Below are 19,657 nucleotides of genomic sequence, written 5' to 3' on the forward strand. Positions count from 1 at the left end.
ATCTATGAATAATTATTAACAGCGTTCGGGGACTCATACACGACACCATTGCTGTTAAGAATTTTGAATAACGATGAAGATGAAACGCATACTTACGAATATCGCATTGCTCGCTGCAATGACGGTTGGGACGGCGACCGCCCAACAGCAACAGGGGGGCACGCCGGCTCCGAAACCTGCACCCGCGCCGGCTCCGGCCGGTGGGCAAACCGCCAAGCCCGAATCGCGCGAGAACACTGACGATAAGCGCGATGCACTGAGTAAGAAATTGCAGGAACGCCGTCAGGAGCTGAAGCAAGAGCGCAGCGAGCGCCCGAAGGCGAAAGACAGCGGGGATCGCAAACACATCAAGTTCTGAAGAATATCACTCGAAGAGATATTCGGCAGCCATTGTGGCTGCCGTTTTTTTTTTGTAGCTATGCTACCGGTCCGCAATGAGAGATGCCTTGAGATTGATCCGTTCGGCTTCCGCTTTTTGACCGATCGATTCGAGCGACGTTCGCAGTAAGGTTGCGATCTCTTCGTCGTCCGGCATGGCATCGAAGTATTTGCGCATGAGATTGATGGCGCTGTAGCGGTCGCCTTCGGCGACAAGTCGCTTCGCGATATCGAGCGTCAGTGTTCGCATTCGCGCATCGAAGTCGTCGCGAATGGCTTCGAAGAGATTGTCGTACAGCGTCGGAAACGGTACCTTGCCGAGTGCGATATCGAGTGCGCGCGATAGATCGGGAAGCGCTTTGACGAGCGAGCCCCTGCGCAGCGCCCGCGATGCGTTGGTGAGCAAGTTGTTCGCTTCGAGAAGATCGATACGGATGCGAGCGAGATTGAGCGACGGCGTTTCACCCGTCGTGACGATCGCATCGGGTCCGAGATCGTCACGCAACGCCGCGACCGCCATATTGACACTCTTGCGCGCAAGTTCGGCGTCGTCTTTTTCACCGGCGGCGATGAGGCGAAATTCGCGTACCGAGAGCGGTTGTTCCAACATCTGATTGGCCGTCATCACCCCAAGTACCGAACGAAGTCGTGCGCCACGAACACGAACCGAAGAGCCGTCGGCCTTCGTAATCTCGATCGTCGCGCCGAGCATCGACAGCCTCACCATGCCGTCCGTTGCGGTCGCTGTCACCGAGGGTTGCAATCCCATTTTTGCAATGCGCGATTTCCAGGCGCGTTCGTCCTTCGGCATCAGATACGCGCCGTATCGACGCAGGATAAACCGCAAGCATCCGACGACATCATCGGCTGCAAACCAATCGAGAATCTTTCCGATCGTATCCCGGATCTCGTGGGCAAGCTCCGAATCGCGTCCGAAATATTTTGTGAGTTCGATGACGAGCAGAGCGCAGAGAATATCGCGCTGCTGGATGACTTCGTGCGAGAGCACGACACGTGCTTCGTCGAGCAGCGCATCGGTCGTCGAAGCGTCGTCGCGCGAAGCGGCACGGGCCGCATCGTAGAACGAGCGCATACGCTCGGGCTGTGTGCAACTCGCCAGATGCGCATCGGGCGATTCGCCGTCGAAGAGCGAGGCAAGCAAATAATACTCCGACTGGTAGGTCGGCCCTTCGACCCCGAACTCGTCGATGATCTGCTTCACGAAGCCGGAAGCACCGAGATAGACGCCGACGGGAATGAAGAATCGCGTCACGGCTTGGCGCCCATACTCGTGAAGGTCCGCCGGGGTTTCGGCAAACAACTCGCGGATCGTATGCAACACTTCGTCAAGCGGCCGACCGTACCAGGCCTCGATCGAGAGCACATCAAGACTCCGCAGAAACACCGTGTATGAAAGCCCTTCGCGGCGAAATTGGGGGATGTATTTGTGCAGTTCGGCAAGTGCATCGCGCATGCGCCCGATCGCCGAGAGCATTTCGGTCTTGCGGATCGGGAACATGATGTTATCGTACACATTGCTTTCTTCGATGCGTCGTGCGAGCGCGAGGCGTTCGGCGAGTTCTTCGCTCGTATCGAAGATGACCAGAAAATGCGGATAGATATATCCCTGCACGATATCGCGCAGACGCTGCGTCGCACGATCGCTCGTAACGATTGTGCGCGCTGCTTCTTCGACATCGCGCATGATGTCGTGCGAAAGGTTCTGCGCCGCTGCCTTCGCTTCGTAACTCAAATACACCGTATAGGTATGACTGACGGCAAGATCGGGAAACCGTTCGAGCAACGCGTTGACATCGGCGCGCAATGCTCTGCGTTCGTCATCCGATTCCATGAGACGATCGATCTGCCAATGACGGAACACATAGGCCGCCATTCGCTGGTCCGCAAGCTCGAAGGTTTGCGGGTCGTCGGTGATCGCATAGAGTTCGGCGAGTGTCTTGCCATACTCTTCGGAAAAGAGTTGGCGGCGCAGGAGCATCAGATGCGTTTTGAGAAACTGTATTTCGATGCGTTCGGCCTCGGCGCTCTCCCACTTCGTCCGGTGGCGATCGAAAAATTGTTTTGCCGCCGACCAGAGCTGCAGTGCAAGCTCCCAGTCCGAGCCGCCGTCGAGCGTGCGGGCAGCTTCGTCAGCGCGTTGGATGACGGCGCGCATTGTTTCGGCGTCGCTTTCCTGTGTGATGTCTGCGAGTGCGAGGAACGGGGCGATACCGTAGAGCGGGATGCCGGATGCGATTGCCTTGAGCAGATCCGCCCCGGGGGCCGGACTTCTGCCGAGGAAATATCGGTGTACGAGCGAATGACTGAACGCATGGAGCGGGTGCACACTTGGCGAACCGTTGACCGGAACGTGCGCCGAAGAACTTGTGACGAGCATTCCCTGAAACGTCAATCGGTCGAGCATCGTCTTCGCATCCGGTAGCAATGCTTCGGCCGCTTCGACCGCAAAGAGTTCGCCGAGCACGGCGAGACGTTCGCAGGCAATACTTTCTTCATCAGGGACGTTCGCGGCCATGCCTTCGGAAAGCGACCGAACGTTCTGTTCGAGCTGTCGGACGAACGCCTCGGTCCCGACGGCGATGTGCCACTGACCGGTGCCATCGGCCTTGGCCAGCGAGCCGGATTTGAGTGCACCGCGCAATGCGGAGCGAAGCGCAAGCGAGTTGCCGAGCGTTGCGCGTTCGAGCAGTGCGACGGCATCGCTATGGATCGCACCACCGAAGAGTTCGGCGCAGACGGTCGTAAATGCAGTATGATCGAGGCCTTCGAGATGAATCTCGTCGGTCAGATACCGTTCGAGCACCCCGCGCACCTGCATGAGCGACGGACGTGCGGCAGCGACGAACGAGATTGTTTCGTCGGCGACCGATTCAAAGAATGCGGCGCATTCGCGAGCGCCTTCGCTCGAAAGCAGATGGATGTCTTCAAGGAAAATAATCGTCGGCCGCAAGCTCGCAACACGTCGCATCCCTTCGACAAGCGAGTCGCGTGTGTTCTCGGGTTGTTTTTTCAGTAACTCACGCCCGGCGGTCGAATGCCAGAGCGAACGTGCTAACAGCGGCGTGATATTCGTTGCCGATTCGGGATAGAGTTTCGCATGTATGACCGCTCCGCCTGCAGAGATAATGCGGGGAATCGTCTCTTCGATCAACCTGCTTTTTCCGATGCCGGCTTCACCGACCAGAAGCAGCGCGCGCAGACCCTGCGCATCGATCGTTTGCCGCCAGAATTCGAGCAGACGCGACGACTCGGTCGTCCGTCCGACGAACGGCAGAATGCCATGATTGAGGAAATCGGCTAACTGTTTGACGGATGCGCTGCTCATGAAACGGGTACGCTCTGTTCGATGCGCCGGCAATATACGAGCCGACGGAAACGATAACAACAGTTTGACGCGGTTCTATTCGGCTGTCGCGGCGATCTTGATCGAGATACGCGCCGCTTCGGCAAACTGGCCGGCGCCCTCGAGACACCGGCGCAGCAGGGCGGACACCTCGGCATCTTCCGGGATCGCATCGAAATAGTGCTTCAGGATGCTTGCCGCACCGTTGAGATCGTCGTATTGAACGAGACGATTCGCCAGATCGAGCGTGACCTTGCGCAACCGGGCGTCAAGGTCGTCGCGCAGCGCCTCGAACAACGAATCATAGAGTGTCGGGAAGGCGACCTTGCCGAGCACGATCGAATACGATTGCGAAAGTTCTTGCATCGCCCTCGCAAGTGAGCCGCGCCGCACCGAGCGTTGTGCATCGTCGATGAGATCGCTCGCTTCGAGCACATCGATGCGAACGCGTTCGAGGTCGAACGACGGTGTTTCTCCTTTGGTCGTGATCGCATCGGCACCGAGATCGTCGCGTAATGCGGCAACGGCCATGTTCACACTTTTACGCGCAAGGTCGGCATCGTCTTTTTCTCCGGCTGCGAGGAGACGAAATTCTTTCGGAGCCAGTGGTTCGGAGAGCATCAGGTTCGCCGTCATGACGCCAAGCACCGAACGAAGCCGTGCACCGCGAATGCGAATCGTGATTCCGCCACGCTCGACACAGATCGCATCGAGCATCGACACAACCACTTTGTCGTTGGCCTGCGTGACGACGGGCTCGGCCGTTCGCTCGCGTTCGAGCTTTGCAATGCGTGACTTCCAGGATTTCGCTTCGTTCACACCGAGCAGATCGCCGTAGCGCGAAAGCACACCCATCAGATACCCCCGGCTCGACGTTGCCAGAAGCCATTCGAGTACCGCACCGAGGCTCGTTGCAAGTTCTGTACGAAGCACTGACTTCACCTCGGTGTTTCGCACGACTTCGAACACAATCAATCGGTCGATGACATCCGCACATGTTACGATCTCGGGCGAGAGTGCCTCGCGCGCTGCAGCGGTGATCGTATCGTCGTCAGCTCCCGCCATCGCTGCCGCAAAGAACGGCTGCATCGAACTCATGCGCCGGCATTCGGCGAACACGGTGGCAGATGCTTCGCCCTGAAGTAATCGGTGCAGTGCGATCGACTCGGCGATTTCGGGAATATTCTCCGCCGGATATGTCGTGATCAGGCGTTGTGTCAGGTCTGCACGACAGGTCGGGACGAGCACTGGCAACAGATTTTTTACGGTCGTATACCGTCCGCGATCGAGAGAGTCCGGCGGCAGTGCAGCGAAGAGCGACGCAAGCTCATCAAGCGCATTCTCGGCGTCGCGGCCCATCGCGATCTCGATGCCGAGCCGTGCGATCTTGAGCTGGAAGATCGTGAAGAACATCCCCTGACGTTCGAAGCGAGGGATGATTGCATCGAGGACGGTGATCGCATCGTCGTAGCGCCCGATCGCTGTCAAGAGGCGCATCTTGCGAAGCGGGAAGTTGACGCGGTCGTACGAACCTTCGTGCTCGATGCGCTCCATGAGTTCGAGACGCGACGCGAGTTCTTCTTTTGAGTGTATGCTTGCGAGCATGTGCGGCAGAATCGTGCCGACGACCGTGCTGCGGGCGTAGTCGTCGCAATCGGGATCGGCGAGGATTGCTTGCGCGATGGTTTCGATCGTGCGCAGCGATGCGATGTCGTGCCAGTTCGCGGCGCGACGCGCCTCATAACTGAGATACACGACATACGGATAGCTCAGCCGCAACGACGGAAACGATTCGAGCACATCGGCGGCCTTCGCCTGCAATTCTCTGTAGATACGTTGCGAACGTGGCAAACGGTCGATGTACCAATATTCGTACACGCAGGCGATGAGTCTGAATTCTGCGATCTCCGACGTGGCCGCATTCTCGGTCAGTTCGTATAGGTGTGCGAGTGCCTCGCGGTATTCGTCGCTAAGCAGTTGCCGGCGGAATAGGTTCAGGCGGTTTCGCATGACGAGGCGGTCGATCTCGTCTGCTTCGGCTCGTGTAAATCGATCGCTCGATGCGCGAAAGAGCATCCGTGCGGCACTGCCCTGCGCAATCGCGAGCTCCCAGTTCGACCCGCCGTCGAGTTCGCCGGCGATCTCATCGGCCTTGAGGATCACGCTGCGAACAACCGAAGCATCGGCATGCACCGGCGGCGGCATCGACGCAAGCTTCAGGAACGGTGCGATGCTGTAGAACGGTACATCGTTCGAAAGCAGCGCTGCAAGCTCCGACGGATCCATGTTCGCTTGCTCGTAGAAGTACTTATGCAACAGCGTATGGCTGAACGCATAGAGTTGCAGACGGCTCGGTTCGCCTGCGAGCGGTGCGATCGCCGATACCGTCGGTACGAGAATCCCTTTGAAACTGAGGCGCTCGAGCAGCCCCGTCGCATCGGTGAGAAACGAGGTGGCCGCTTCGTGCGAGAACAATTCGCCGAGGATCGCCAGTCGGTTGCACGCTGCTTGCTCGTCCTCTTGCAAATGTGCGGCGAGTCCTTCGGAAAGCGAACGAACGTTATGCTCGAGATGCCGAACGAACGCTTCCGGGGGGACCGTCATCTGCCAACGGTCGATCTCGGTGCGTCGTGCAAGGTATCCCGATTTCAGCGCGCCGCGAAGCGCGGAGCGCAGTGCAAGCGAATTACCCAGTGTGGCTTTTTCGATCAGTCGAACGGTCTCGGCATCGATCGTGCCGTCGAAGAGTTCGTCGCAAACCGAGCGGAACGCATGATGATCCAGCCCTTCGAGGCGGACTTCATGGGTCAGAAATCGTTCGACCACGCTGCGAGCCTGCTGCAACGACGGACGCGAAACGATACAAAACGAAATCATTTCGTCGGCAAGCGACTCGAGAATCGCTGCAAACTCGCGTATGCCGTCGGCCGAGAGAAGATGAATGTCCTCGATGAATACGATCGTCGGGCGAAGTCCTGCAATATGTCGCAGACCGTCGGCAAGCGATTCGCGCGTTTCCCGGAGTTCCTTTTTCAGCAGTTCGCGGCCGATACCGGAATGGGAGATCGAACGCGCCAGCAGCGGCGTAATCGTTGTCGAGGAATCGGGGTAGAGTTTTGTGTGAATTACCGCACCGCCGGCGGCACTGATCTTCGGGACAAGTTCTTCGACCAGTCTGCTTTTGCCGATTCCGGCTTCGCCGACAACGAGCAGGATCCGCAGCGACTCGGCATCGATCGTCTGTTTCCAGAAATCATAGACCTGACGCATCTCCGTGTCGCGGCCGACAAACGGCAGCACACCGTGATTGAGAAAATCGGCAAGATGTCGAGCAGAATGAAGTGCCATGAGCGTCGAGGCGAACGTCAGAGCTTAACCATTTCCCGTGCGATTGATTCCATCGACGAGGGACTGTACCGGCTCCGTTCGAACGATCACGCAGACGTCATTCTGAGCGAAGCGAAGAATCCCTTAATGAAACCCTGTAAGGCTCCGCCGCAGGGATTCTTCGCGGAGTTTACACTGAGCAAAGCGAATGTGCTCAGAATGACGGTATGAATAACGCTAACACGGAGATGACCGCCCGCTGATGCGACAACCCCTCGTCCTGCGCTAGCAGAACGAGGGGTCGCGAGAAAAACGGCGTTCGTGTGATGTGCTTGAGGTTACTCCGTCACGATCGCTTTATGCATGACATCGCCGGACGGCGTGTGCAATACGACGAAGTACGACCCGGACGGAAGTTCGAGCGCTTTCGCGTCGAACGAGAACGAAGTCTGCTCGCCTTCGCCAAGCGAACGGGGCTCGGAGCTATAGCGGCTATGGCCCTGTAGATCGACGATCTCCATACGCACCACACCCGCAATGCGCGCCGTGACGCTGACCAGTGCCGTCGTCTTGAACGGATTCGGGACGAGCGTCATCTGGAAGTTGTGCTCGGCTTCGGGGCGTACCGAACCGTTATCGGGCCGCTTCGTGCCAACTCCACTGAGCGTTGCGGTCAGGATCGAATCCGGTCCGGGCGTTTCGGTGAGGCTGTCGCGATAGACGATCGTCAGTGTTGCGTTGTAATTCTTTTCAGCGGTCGGTTTGAACGAGACATTCAAATTCAGCGTACCCAAACCGTTGACGGTCACCGGGAAGCTCGGAGCGCCGACGAGCGAGAATGCAGAGGCATCCGCACCCCCGATCGTTGCCGAGTGAACGATGATCTTTCCGGATTTGATATCCGTCACGGTCACGCCTTTTTGGGCAGTCGTCGAATCGCTATAGACATTCCCGAAGTCGAGGGTCGAGCTCGAAAGCGACCCGACGCCACGAACGTATGGTGGCGGCGGTGCTGCGACCGGAACGTGGCCCATGAAAATCGGCTGGCGTTCGATTTCGTTCGTGTTATTGACGACGAGATAGCTCTTGTTCGATGTGCCATCGTAGAGATAGATCGCCGAGGCAGCCGGTGTGACCGATTGGTCCGATGCGCAGGTAATGAACACAACGGAGTCGCCAGTCGGTGAGAACATGATATCTCCGCCCGAGCCGTATGGGCCACCCGACGACGACGAGATCGTCTCGTTCGAATCTTCGATATCCACCGAGTTGCGGGTGAAGCCGCTGAGAATCAAAAGATTCTTATCGGGTACGGCAGAGCCCGGGATCGAGAAGCTGTTCGGGTCCGGGATGAGCTGCGTGATACCGTTCGAAATCGGGAATTGGAAGAAATTCATGTTTCGCGTCTTGCGTGCGAAGAGTCCGAGCTCGGCTTTGTCCGGTGTTTCGGGCAAGCTGCGAAGTGTAAAGCCGAAGATGGAATCGATGTTCCAATAGACGTCGGAGCTGAAGCCTGTCACGAGATTTGTGATGTTGCTCGTTTGCATCGTGACGTTTCCGCCCGAGGCGCCTGGCGTCCAGCGCACGATAACCATACGGATTGCATCGGTTTGCTGCACATTCTCGCTCAATGCGGCGAGCATGGTCTTGCCGCTGGCGTTCGTAATGAGATTCGTCATCTTGAAGCCGGCGATCGGCGCGTCGGATCCTCGGAGCGTCGCGGTATCGGTAATGCCGCTGCCGTCGAAATTGCCGTGGAAGAACTGTACGCTGTCGCCGACCGACGTTCTGCGCCAGGTGCCATACCATTCTTTGCCGTCGGGCGAGAGCACGCCGAGCGGCAACGGCTTCTGCGGCGTCAGTGTGTTGGAGTAATATACTCTGAGCACATTGAAGATGTGGTTGTTGTCCTTCGTGCCGAAGCGGATCGGGCGATTGGCAGTAGTGCCATCGGTTGCGGTGATATAACATCCCTTGAGCGAGTACGGACTATCGAGGCGTGCAAAGCATTCGAAGCTGTCCATCGCACTGAACTGCGCGTTATAGAATGTCAGCCGGCAGGCGATCAACAGCGACTTTCCATCGGCGCTCGATGCGAGCGCAGCGATATGGCTGGGATGAAAATACCCATTGACGCCCACTGTGCCGACCGTACGGATGAGCGTATCGACCGACGACGAGCCAAGCTTCTTTGCGTAAATAGCGGTGCGGTCGGCATGTTCGTACGCAATGCGCGCCGTATCGGGGATTGTTTGTGCCGTTGCGAGCGAATGCATCGCGCTGAGGAAAAGCACGAGCATGGCCACATGGCGGAGATGATGACGGTTCATACGATTATGGTTTGATGAAAATTAGGATACTATACAACACGTACACGGCTACAAAGATACAGCCGAATCGAGCAGAACTGCCGAAGGGGCTTCGTCTGCGGCAGATGATCGGGAGCGAAGCTGGGGCCGAAGTGTGTTCACAACCGATCACTGCACTTATTATTAAATATGCGACGACTCTCGTTCCTTGTCATCCTGCTTTGCCTTACGCCAGTCATGCTTCACGCCCAAACGTTCGAGTGGGCGAAGACGGGGCATGCATCAATCAATGCCTCCGGCGAATGCCTCGTTGCCGAACCCGACGGTTCGTTGTTGCTCGGCGGGACATTCTTCAATAATATCGATCTCGACTCGGAGCAGCTATTCTCCTCGGGGCGCGATATCTTTCTTGCTCGCATGAATACGCAAGGCAAACGCATCTGGGCGAAGCGGTACGGCGGGAGCGCCGACGACTTTCTCTTCGACCTGAAGTCGGACAAATCCGGGGACATCTATATCACAGGAGCCTATGCGTATCGCATGACGATGGGCACTTCGATGCTCGAATCGAACGGTCAGCAGGATGCATTCGTCGCGAAGCTTGCGCCGAACGGCGATCCGCTGTGGGTACGGTCGTCCGGCGGATATAATAGCGATTTTGGCGTGGCCGTCGCCGTGGATGCCAAAGGCAATGTGTATAACGCTGGATATTTCCACGACACGATGAGCTTCGGTGCGATCAAGATCACAGGGTGGAATGCAGGATTGATGACCATGTACCTGGCGAAATACGATAAGGACGGGAAGTGTTTGTGGGCGAAGCCGCTCGGTTCGTCGAGTTATCAAAGCCAATTCGAAGGAGTCTCGCTTGCAATCGACGCATCGGGAAATGTCGTCGTTGCCGGAAATTTTCATGGGGATGCACATCTCGATACGGCAGCGATTACTGCAAAAGGCGTCGCCGATCTATTCGTTGCTAAGTTTACGCCGTCGGGTTCGCTGCTCTGGAAACAAACGGCCGGGGGGCCGACCGGGGCGGTGAATGCGCGCTCTGTTGCGCTCGGCAAGGGCGGACGCATACTCATCTGCGGATACATCACCAACAACGCGCAGTTCGACAAGACTACCATCATTCAATCACCGCTCGGATTCTCCGATGTGTTTCTCGCAAGTTACTCGTCCAAAGGACAGTTCGAGTGGGTCAAACAAGGGACGGGCCACGGCCCGAAAGTCGGCGTGAGCGTGGCGACTGACGAAGAAGGCAATAGCTACATCACCGGCGACTTCAAGGACACGCTGGATTTCGGCGGCGTGCAACTTTCCGGCGAAGGAAAACAAATCTTCTACGCGGCATCGTACTCGCCGACAGGAACGCTGCGATGGGCACGCGAAGCGGGCCGAGGCGGCTTCGTGTTTGCAAAGGCAATTACCGTCGACAAGCAGGGGAGCGTGTATGTTACCGGGACGTACAACGATACAATCGGATTCGGCAAGCATGTTGTCATTGGTGCGATTGCGGCACAAGATATGTTTCTGACAAAGATCGCCCCGCATAGTCTTTGGAGCATGCACCGGATCTCCGAAGCTCCGGCACAAACAGAGGAAATCACTGCATGTACAGTTGATAAGCGCAGCCACTCGCTGAACGTCACCTTCAGCGTCAACGGCTCGCACTACGCCAAGCTCGGCCTCTTCGATATGCTCGGCGAGACCGTCGAGACATATACCGAAGAACAGCTTTCGAGCGGGACGTATGAAGTCAAGATTGATCTTGCGAACGTCGAGGCCGGTGCCTACTATTTGCGTCTGCGCCTCGACAACGATAAGTCGACAAAACGGATCGAATACTAATACTCCCGAGAAGCCACGACAGTACTATGCGACGAACGATCCTCCACGCCGCCTTCAGCGATGCGGTTCGACAGCGAACGGCATCTCTGTGTGTTGCATTGCTCATCCTCTTCGGGAGTGCTTCGCTTGTTCACGCGCAGATACCGTTTCTCGGAATATTGGGCGCAGGGCATCCGGAGCTCCGGTGGTATCAAATCGAAACGGCGCATTTCGTCATCGTCTATCATAACGGTCTCGATTCTATCGCCGAGCGTGCTGCGCCGATTGCAGAAGAAGCGTATCGGGTTGTGACGACGAACCTGCACACGCCGCTTTCGAAGAAAGTGACGATCTATTTTTCGGATAACGACGAAGTAAAGAATGCCTTTGCATTCAACGACGATCACATCTTTATTTGGATGCGCGGTATCCTCGACGATCTGCCGTATGGCATCCGGTCCAGCGGGAATGCGAAGTGGCTTCGAACGGTCATTACACACGAATTCACGCATATCGCGGTGGCGCACGCGACGAAGGACTGGACGTCGTTTGTTTTCCCGGGTACGAATGTTCCCCGTTGGTTCAACGAAGGATTAGCGCGAACGATGGAGCCGGACGGCTACACGCCCGATCTCGACCAACTCATGCGAGTCGCGACCGTGTACGACGAACTCGACCTCGGTGGAAGCGACAATTACTTCGCCGGTACGATGGCGTATGAAGCAGGGCACTCGTTCATTCGCTATCTGCTCGCACAGTTCGGTCCGACGGTCATCCAGAAACTGCTTGACTTCCGTGATGGCGCTGGGGCATTCGATTTCGAAAAAGCATTTCGTGACGCGACAAAAAAACCATTGCGTGATGTGTACGACGAATGGCACAAGACGATGACCGTGTACTATGCGTCGGGGTACGGAGCACGTTCGGAGACGAATGAGTTCGGGCGCAAGCTGCCCTGCGAGGTCCCGGTGGTGCTCGCCGCGCGGATCGCACCTCACGACAATCGCATTGCGCTCATCGGTCGGCGCACCGCGCACAGCGGAGCGAGATTATATCTGATGCAACACGATACCGTCGGTACGGTCGAGCTGCTGAGCGACGAACCGGGGATCGAACCGTATCTGTCGTGGGATTCCGACGGTCGGTCGGTCGTGGTATCGAAGCTGCGTATCGGAACGAACGGCGATCTGCTTCACGATCTCTATCGTGTCGAAATTGCAAACGGCAGCATGACCCGGCTGACTGACGACGGACGATTCGAGGAGCCGGATGTCGCGCCGAACGGCGATGTCGTTGCAGTCCATACGACGAAAGGACATTCCGACTTAGTAATTATTCATCCTGACGGATCGCAGACAATGCTTACGCACTATGACGATCCGAACGTGCAGGTCTATACACCACGCTATTCGCCCGATGGGAAGCAGGTCGCGTATTCGCTCTTCTATCGGAACGGCTCGCGCAGTATTTCATTTGTCAGCGTCGCAGGCGCAGGAAAAGCGAACGCGTCTCTCCGCGATGTGAGTTGCCGTCAGCCGGTGTGGTATGGTGAGGGCGGGATGGCATACACGAAGGTCAACAGCAATGGATTCAGTGTGTGGATGAGCCCGCCGGGCGGTGATCTGATCCACGGCACTTACCCAACTGCGGCAGGCGGGGTGATGGCATGGGATTATTCACCCTGGAAGGATTCTCTACTGGTCACATCGTTCGACCGCCGATCGAGCATTCCACTCTATTGGATATCGAACCGTGGTACCACCGGCGTGCGCGATACACTGGCACTGATGCCGAAGTACACCGCCTGGCACGATACACATTTTCCGTTGCTGCCACGACCGGAAGATTCGCTGCCACAGATTACGGCACTGTCGCCGTCGTCGTATAATTCACTTCTGCATATTCAGCCGCTGGTGTTTCTGCCGGTGCTGCAAAGCGATAAAGGCTCGGATGCACGGCCCGGACTTCGGTACGGCCTTACATCGATTCTGACCGACCCGATGCAGAAACATCAGTTTGTGCTCTTCGCGGACTACGGAGACCATAGTCATCGCTTCGGCGGGTACGCACAGTACACGAACGCGCAGCTCGATTTTCCGGTCCTGGTCACACTCTCGGACCTGTTCGGGTATGACAGGGTCATTGCTGGATTGCCGCTGTATCAGCATACGCAAGAGATCGGTCTCGCAACGCAATACACGTTTCATGCGCCGAATGCACTCGATGTTGCCCACGTCGTGAGCCTCGAGGGGGCACTGCGCCGAATGGAGCCACGCAATAACGGCCGTATCTTCGATTCGCTCTCGGATGTCAATCATCGACCGATCGACATTCGATATATGCAGTCGAATATCCGCTACCGATTTCTCTCGCCATCGACCACGATATCCGCCTCGCTCGAGTTAGGAAGTCCGACCGACGACCAGACCCAACGCTTCGAACGCGTCGATCTTTCTGTGGCGCATCACTTTTCGTTCAACGAGGACCGCACCGTGTATCTCGGACTTCGCGGACTTGCGACCGCACAATTCGGCATGCAAATTCCGCAGGACTATGTCGGCTTCACGACCGACGAAGTCTTCGAGCAAGGATTCAATCCGAATTCGCTGCGGCCTCCGACACGTCTCAGAGGTATACGCCGAGCGTACTACGGCGACCGCCTGGTGCTCGGCTCGGCGGAAATCGTTTTTCCGGATCGCATCTTTTCGTCGTTGACTCCGCTCATCGGGGTGCTGAAACCTGCGTTCGTCGGATTTTTCGATATGGGCAGCGTCTGGTACAACGCAACACCCACAAACTTTCTGCCTGTCGTAACGACCTCCCTTGCGCAGACCCAATGGCTCAAGAGCTATGGCGTCGAACTACGCGTCGGCTCCGAAGGAGCGTTGACGGCTGCGTTCGGATTGGGGTATGAAGTGAAGATGCATCCGGCGCCGGATTGGTATTTTCGGTTGAATACCGGGTTGTGATCGAGCTGCATTGGTGAACCGAGAGATTTGGGTGTCCGAAAGGGGACGGACTAAGAGTCCGTCCTACCTCCAAATGAATTTTCACCACTTTCTCCCACAAATGTCGTATATTCGCAGGAGCCAGTTTGCAGGTGATGCGTAAATCAAAGTTAAAACAAAAACTAAAGAAGATACTCAAGTCCCCGAAGCTGCTGCTGATCGCTGCGGTCATTATGACCATCTCCGCAACTCTGTTATTTGCAAACAAAGGCATCTGGCGTCATATCGCGTTGCGCGCCGAAGTCGCAAGCCGCCAATCCGAAATTTCCGCGCTGAACCTCGAAGAACGGCAGCTCACATCGCGCGTCGATCTGCTCTCGAAAGAAGAGCCGACGATGATCGAACGCATCGCCCGCGAGCGCTACCACCTCAAGCGCGTCGGCGAAACGATCTACCGCGAAGAGAAGAAGTGAATTGCATTCACCCTCAGGGTGTTTGAAGTGTCCGAATTCACAACGCGATCCAATCAACCCCCTGCGAATGGACCAATCCGTCGAACAATCCGCCCTATCCCAGAATCTCGCCATCGGTGTTGATATCGGTGGCACATCCATCAAATTTGCCGTTGTCGATCTCGACAAAGGAAAGACCGTTAAGGACACCTCGTGCCCGACGCCGAATGCGACAGCCGACGAAATTGCCGCGTTGGTTGCACGCTACGTGAACGTACTCGTGCACTCCTATCCCGATATTTCCGCCGTGGGGATGGGCGTCCCCGGTGCGATGAACCCGGAGCGCACGATGGTGCACTATCCGCCGAACTTCACGCACTGGACCACCGAGCCGTTCGCCGAGATGGTTGCCTCGAAACTGGTGACGATCGACAAAGTGATGATGGATAACGATGCGAAATGTGCGGCACTTGCCGAGATGCATTTCGGCTCGGCGAAGAACGAGAAATTCTTTTTACACGCAACGCTCGGCACGGGCGTCGGCGGGGCGATCGTCAGTGACGGCGAAATTTATCGCGGCGCGTTTGGCGGCGCGGGCGAGTTCGGGCACGTGATCGTCGATTGCAACGGCCCTGTGTCGCTCTCCGGTATCCGCGGCGTGCTCGAAGGATATATCGGCCAGCGTTACCTCTCCGAGCGGACGATCGAAAAACTTGCGAAGTATAAGAAGGAAACGCCGCTGCGTCAGTTTGTGTCGAGCGGCCATCTCGAGCCGAAGCAGATCGCCGAGGCTGCCGCTGCAGGCGATGCATTCTCGACAGAGGTGCTTGCCGAAGCGGGGAAATACCTCGGTGTTGCGATGGCGACAGTCGCATCGCTGCTCGATATTCGTCTCTTTATCGTTAGTGGCGGCGTCGCGCAGGCAGGAGACATCCTTCTCGAACCGGCGCGAGAAGCGCTGCGTGCAAACGTACTCGAGCAGCAGCGCTCGTCCGTCGAGATTCGAGCATCGAAGCTCGGCACGAAAGCCGGCGTGATCGGTGCGGCGCTTTTAACAGTGTAAATCAGTATCATCCGCGTTCATCCGCGTCCCATGGGCCCGATTGGCCACGGAAAAACACGGATGCTACGGATGAAACACAGATAGCAGAGCATACCTATGACGTTTCATCAAAAGATCAGATCGGCTCAATTCACGAATAAATCGCTTCTCTGTGTCGGTCTCGACACCGACCCACGGAAGATCCCACATATTTTGCACAACGATGCCGACCCCGTCGCGTCGTTCAACAAAGCGATCATCGATGCGACGAAAGACATCGTTTGTGCCTACAAGCCGAACCTTGCATACTATGAAGCGCTCGGCCCCAAAGGACTCGACAGCATTCTGGCAACGCTCGAAGCGATCCCGCACAACATCGTCAGTATAGCCGACGTCAAGCGCGGCGATATCGGTTCGACGAGCGATCAGTATGCGACGGCGTATCAACTGACCATGCCGTTCGATTGCGTGACGCTCAGTCCGTATATGGGCCGTGATAGCGTCGAGCCGTTTCTGCGCGACGAACATCGCGGTGCGTTCTTTCTCGGGCTCACATCGAACCCCGGAGCGAAAGACTTCCAGTATCTCGAACTTGCCGGCGGCAAGAAGCTCTACGAACACGTAGCCGATACCGTAGCCGAATGGAACGATGAGTTCGGCAACTGCGGGCTCGTTGTCGGCGCGACGAAGCCGTCGGAGCTTGCCGATCTTCGTGCTCGAGCTCCGAGGCTGCCGTTTCTTGTGCCAGGCGTCGGCGCACAAGGCGGATCGCTTCCCGAAGTGCTCGAAGCAAACGCCGGAGGGATCGCGCTTATCAACGCCAGCCGCTCAATCTGCTACGCATCGAACGGCCCCGACTTCGCCGAAGCCGCCCGCGAAGCAGCCCTCGAGATGGTTGGCGAGATGCGACGCCTCGCCGACTAACCCGTAGGGGCGAGGCAAGCCTCGCCCGCGTTTGAACTCTTCGCAACAGCGTCATTCTGAGCGAAGCGAAGAATCCCTGCGGCGGAGCCTCACTGCGTTTCATCAAGGGATTCTTCGCTTCGCTCAGAATGACGATGATGGACGGATAGGCCATCACTGAGCTACCATATACGGTAGTATCCTCCGTATATTTGCCTCTACACAGCTCGCCCAGATGCGCTCATCCGAATTTCGCGTGTTTCTTTCTTCTACGTTTCGGGATCTTCAGCCCGAACGCGAACAGCTCGTCAAAAAAGTATTTCCGCGCATTCGTGCTGTGTGCCGCGAGCGCGGCGTCGAGTTCACTGAGATCGATCTGCGCTGGGGGATCACCGCCGAAGAATCGCGCTCCGGCAAAGCGGTTCGTATTTGTCTCGACGAAATCGGTAAGTGCGCGCCGTATTTCATCGGCATCCTCGGCTCGCGCTACGGTTGGGCCCCTGGGCTTGACGAGTTACAGAAGGATGGCGAATGCCTCGAACGCTATCCGTGGCTCGAAGAACTTGGCCGCGAGCACAAGAGCATCACCGAGATGGAGATCACGCACGGAGCACTGCATCGCGATACGACAGACTCCGCCTTCTTTTACGAACAGGTCTCGCGTCTCGACGACATCCCCGACTACGAACGTGAGAAATTCGACTCACTGAAGCATCGCATCCGCGAGCGTGGCTTTGCCTGCCGCATGTTCGCGTCGCCGGAAGAACTCGGCGAGCACGTCTATCGCGATCTCCTTGCGCTCCTCGACCGCGATTATCCGATCGAACAAGAGCTCACGCCCGTCGAGCTCGAGCGTGCCCCGCATCTTGCGTACTCCGTCAATCGCCGCCGCAGCTACGTCGCGAACCCGGAGTACTTACGCCGATTCGAAGCACATGTCGATTCCGACGACATCCCGCTCATCCTGTGGGGGCGCTCGGGTCTCGGTAAGAGCGCGCTCGTCGCGTATCTGACACACGAGTATAAGAAGCAGCATCCCGACGCATTTGTTATCTCCCACTTCATCGGCGCAGCCGCGGCGGGCAGCGATCCCGAAGACGTCATGCGGCAGGTGATGATGGAGATCAAAGAGCGGTACGCGCTCGATGACGAGATCCCGCAAGACGACCAAAAGATCCGCGAGGAATTCCCGGCATGGCTGGCGAAAGTGCAGAACGAGAAGCTGATATTGGCAATCGACGCACTCAACCAGCTTACTGGCGTCGCCGAAGAACTGCACTGGCTGCCGGAGTTCATCCCATCTCACGTTCGTCTCGTCGTCTCGACAACGCCGGGACATACGCTCGAACAGCTTCGCAAGCATCAGTGGCAGGAGTTGGAGTTGCAGCCGCTCGACGTGCCGACGCGCGAGCGCATAGCGAACGAGTATCTGCTGCAATATAACAAGAAGCTCACGCCGGAGCAGCTTGCGTTCATCGCGAACGATCCGAAGTGCGAGAGCCCGCTCTTCCTTCGCACGCTCATTGAAGAGCTGCGCGTCTTCGGTCGGCATACGACGCTCGACGAGCATATTGCAAGTTATCTTGCCTCACGAGACGAGCGAGAACTCTTCGCGCATATCCTCGCTCGCATGGAAGACGATTTCGGCGAGGCGACCGTGCGCTCGGTGATGCAGACGATCTACGCTTCGCGCTATGGCTTGTCGCAAACGGAGCTGTACGGCATCACGAAACTCTCGCAGCTTGCACTGAGCGAATTCCTGATCGCGCTCGAGTACCACCTCATGCAGCGCTCGGGTCTCTACACGTTCTTCCATAACTACCTGCGCGAAGCAGTCGAGGCGCGCTACCTCTCTACGGAGGAAGACCTGCGCTCCGCCCACCGCACCATCGCCGAGTACTGGACCACCCAACCCTACACCACCCGCCGCCGCGACGAAGAACCCTGGCAGTGGCAGCAGGTAGGGGATATGACCCGACTTCGAGATTGTCTGCTTGCACCCGGCATGGTGGCAATGCTCGATACCGATCACGAACGCTACGAAGCGTTCGGGTTCTGGCGGACGCTCGGAGGTGTTGAGATCGAACCAGGGTATGGCCGGACGCTGCTCAATTCGGGGCTGTCGGCGAAGCGAATGGTGGAGGCATTCTTGAACACGATAGACCTCCTCGTCCTTGCAGATGAACACCACAAAGCGGAGGCACTATTCAATGCGGGACGTCACGAATTCGAGTCGCTCGGCATCGTCGAGGAACAGCGCCTCTGGCTTCGCGAACGTGAGATACTCATCCTCAATCACCTCGGCAGAACGGACGAAGTCATAGCGCGTACCGAAGCAATGCTCGCAGACGAGAAGGCAATGTCGGTTCACCCAACGTTGAGGATCGAACTACTTGATAATCTTTCACATGCATATTCACGGGTGGATAATTTTGCCGAAGCTGAACGAATAATTCGTATCTCTATTGATGAAAGCAAAGAGATCTACGGCAACTACAGCCCAAAATTGTTTCCGAGACTTAATAGTCTTGCAAGCAACCTAACATTCCAGGGACAATTTGAAGAGGCTGAGAAATACTTGTCAGAATTAGTTCATGGTACCATAGAACAAACAGGATACGAACACCCTAGTGTTGCGTATCAACTGATGCAACTTGCCAGTTGTAGGACACTTGCAGGAAGACTAGATGGAGTTATTGAGGATCTTGAAATTGCTGAATCTATCTTTATCAAGACGTTAGGAAAAGAACACTTTTACACATGCAATTGTGGGTTGCGCTTAGCGGAAGCAAAACGTTTGTTGAATGATTTCGTGGGTGCTTGCTCGATTCTGACCGATATTATGGAAATAATGGAGCGGAAGTATCCAAGACACCTTGAGACCGCAGTCTGGGGCATTGCGTTAGGTTTCAATTACTACCTCATGGGCGATTATGCTTCAGCTATCCCATACTATGAGAAATTCTTGCCACGATTAGTGGAATTACTTGGTGTCGATAACCCAGAAGTCGTCAGAAGAAGGGATCGGCTTGCAGAAATGAAAGAGAAATTATCTCAGGTGTCGCCAAAAATACGGTAGCTATTTTCAACAGAGCACGTTCAAA

11 protein-coding genes are annotated in these 19,657 nt (G+C 56.6%); 8 read left to right on the plus strand and 3 right to left on the minus strand.

What is annotated here, in order from left to right; translation table 11 throughout:
• Window positions 1–79: 79 nt before the first annotated feature.
• On the plus strand, window positions 80–358 hold the full coding sequence (locus JSS75_01655; protein ID MBS1902393.1) for a hypothetical protein: 279 nt from the start codon (window positions 80–82) through the stop codon (window positions 356–358).
• 63 nt (window positions 359–421) lie between these two features.
• Here JSS75_01655 and JSS75_01660 read toward each other — a convergent pair whose 3' ends face one another.
• Entirely contained in the window at window positions 422–3,724 is a 3,303-nt protein-coding gene (locus tag JSS75_01660) for an AAA family ATPase (protein MBS1902394.1), read from the minus strand.
• 75 nt (window positions 3,725–3,799) lie between these two features.
• Complete coding sequence (locus tag JSS75_01665) at window positions 3,800–7,090, minus strand: AAA family ATPase (GenBank protein ID MBS1902395.1); 3,291 nt, start codon at window positions 7,088–7,090, stop codon at window positions 3,800–3,802.
• Here JSS75_01665 and JSS75_01670 point away from each other — a divergent pair.
• A complete protein-coding gene (locus JSS75_01670) occupies window positions 7,079–7,300 on the plus strand; it encodes a hypothetical protein (protein ID MBS1902396.1) in 222 nt (73 codons plus the stop codon). The two genes, JSS75_01665 and JSS75_01670, sit on opposite strands and share 12 nt — an antisense overlap.
• Window positions 7,301–7,407: 107 nt before the next feature.
• Here the strand turns inward: JSS75_01670 and JSS75_01675 are convergent, their stop codons facing one another.
• Window positions 7,408–9,399, minus strand: coding sequence for a hypothetical protein (locus JSS75_01675; GenBank protein ID MBS1902397.1), 1,992 nt, complete (start codon window positions 9,397–9,399; stop codon window positions 7,408–7,410).
• Window positions 9,400–9,567: 168 nt separating this feature from the next.
• On the opposite strand from JSS75_01675, the gene JSS75_01680 reads away from it, so the two are divergent.
• The 6 genes from JSS75_01680 (at window position 9,568) to JSS75_01705 (ending at window position 19,632) form a co-directional block, all read left to right on the plus strand.
• Window positions 9,568–11,229 (plus strand): SBBP repeat-containing protein, encoded by a 1,662-nt coding sequence (locus tag JSS75_01680; protein ID MBS1902398.1) that lies wholly within the window; start codon window positions 9,568–9,570, stop codon window positions 11,227–11,229.
• A 26-nt stretch (window positions 11,230–11,255) separates the two neighbouring features.
• Complete coding sequence (locus JSS75_01685; GenBank protein MBS1902399.1) at window positions 11,256–14,177, plus strand: hypothetical protein; 2,922 nt, start codon at window positions 11,256–11,258, stop codon at window positions 14,175–14,177.
• A gap of 134 nt (window positions 14,178–14,311) precedes the next feature.
• Window positions 14,312–14,629, plus strand: coding sequence for a septum formation initiator family protein (locus JSS75_01690; GenBank protein ID MBS1902400.1), 318 nt, complete (start codon window positions 14,312–14,314; stop codon window positions 14,627–14,629).
• 67 nt (window positions 14,630–14,696) lie between these two features.
• Window positions 14,697–15,671, plus strand: a complete 975-nt coding sequence (locus JSS75_01695; protein MBS1902401.1) for an ROK family protein — start codon at window positions 14,697–14,699, stop codon at window positions 15,669–15,671.
• A 96-nt stretch (window positions 15,672–15,767) separates the two neighbouring features.
• The gene (gene pyrF, locus JSS75_01700) at window positions 15,768–16,574 is read left to right on the plus strand and encodes an orotidine-5'-phosphate decarboxylase (protein MBS1902402.1); all 807 of its coding nucleotides are present in this window, start codon (window positions 15,768–15,770) and stop codon (window positions 16,572–16,574) included.
• A gap of 214 nt (window positions 16,575–16,788) precedes the next feature.
• The gene (locus tag JSS75_01705; protein MBS1902403.1) at window positions 16,789–19,632 is read left to right on the plus strand and encodes a DUF4062 domain-containing protein; all 2,844 of its coding nucleotides are present in this window, start codon (window positions 16,789–16,791) and stop codon (window positions 19,630–19,632) included.
• The last annotated feature ends 25 nt before the right edge of the window (window positions 19,633–19,657 follow it).

The organism is Bacteroidota bacterium (genome assembly GCA_018266755.1).
Taxonomy (GTDB): Bacteria; Bacteroidota; Ignavibacteria; order Palsa-1295; family Palsa-1295; genus JAFDZW01.

Bases quoted from the DNA above. Each gene is read 5' to 3' on its own strand.
- JSS75_01695 (MBS1902401.1), top strand. From the start codon at position 14,697: ATGGACCAATCCGTCGAACAATCCGCCCTATCCCAGAATCTCGCCATC.
- JSS75_01665 (MBS1902395.1), bottom strand. From the start codon at position 7,090: ATGGCACTTCATTCTGCTCGACATCTTGCCGATTTTCTCAATCACGGT.
- pyrF (MBS1902402.1), top strand. From the start codon at position 15,768: ATGACGTTTCATCAAAAGATCAGATCGGCTCAATTCACGAATAAATCG.
- JSS75_01660 (MBS1902394.1), bottom strand. From the start codon at position 3,724: ATGAGCAGCGCATCCGTCAAACAGTTAGCCGATTTCCTCAATCATGGC.
- JSS75_01705 (MBS1902403.1), top strand. From the start codon at position 16,789: ATGCGCTCATCCGAATTTCGCGTGTTTCTTTCTTCTACGTTTCGGGAT.
- JSS75_01685 (MBS1902399.1), top strand. From the start codon at position 11,256: ATGCGACGAACGATCCTCCACGCCGCCTTCAGCGATGCGGTTCGACAG.
- JSS75_01670 (MBS1902396.1), top strand. From the start codon at position 7,079: ATGAAGTGCCATGAGCGTCGAGGCGAACGTCAGAGCTTAACCATTTCC.
- JSS75_01690 (MBS1902400.1), top strand. From the start codon at position 14,312: ATGCGTAAATCAAAGTTAAAACAAAAACTAAAGAAGATACTCAAGTCC.
- JSS75_01675 (MBS1902397.1), bottom strand. From the start codon at position 9,399: ATGAACCGTCATCATCTCCGCCATGTGGCCATGCTCGTGCTTTTCCTC.
- JSS75_01655 (MBS1902393.1), top strand. From the start codon at position 80: ATGAAACGCATACTTACGAATATCGCATTGCTCGCTGCAATGACGGTT.
- JSS75_01680 (MBS1902398.1), top strand. From the start codon at position 9,568: ATGCGACGACTCTCGTTCCTTGTCATCCTGCTTTGCCTTACGCCAGTC.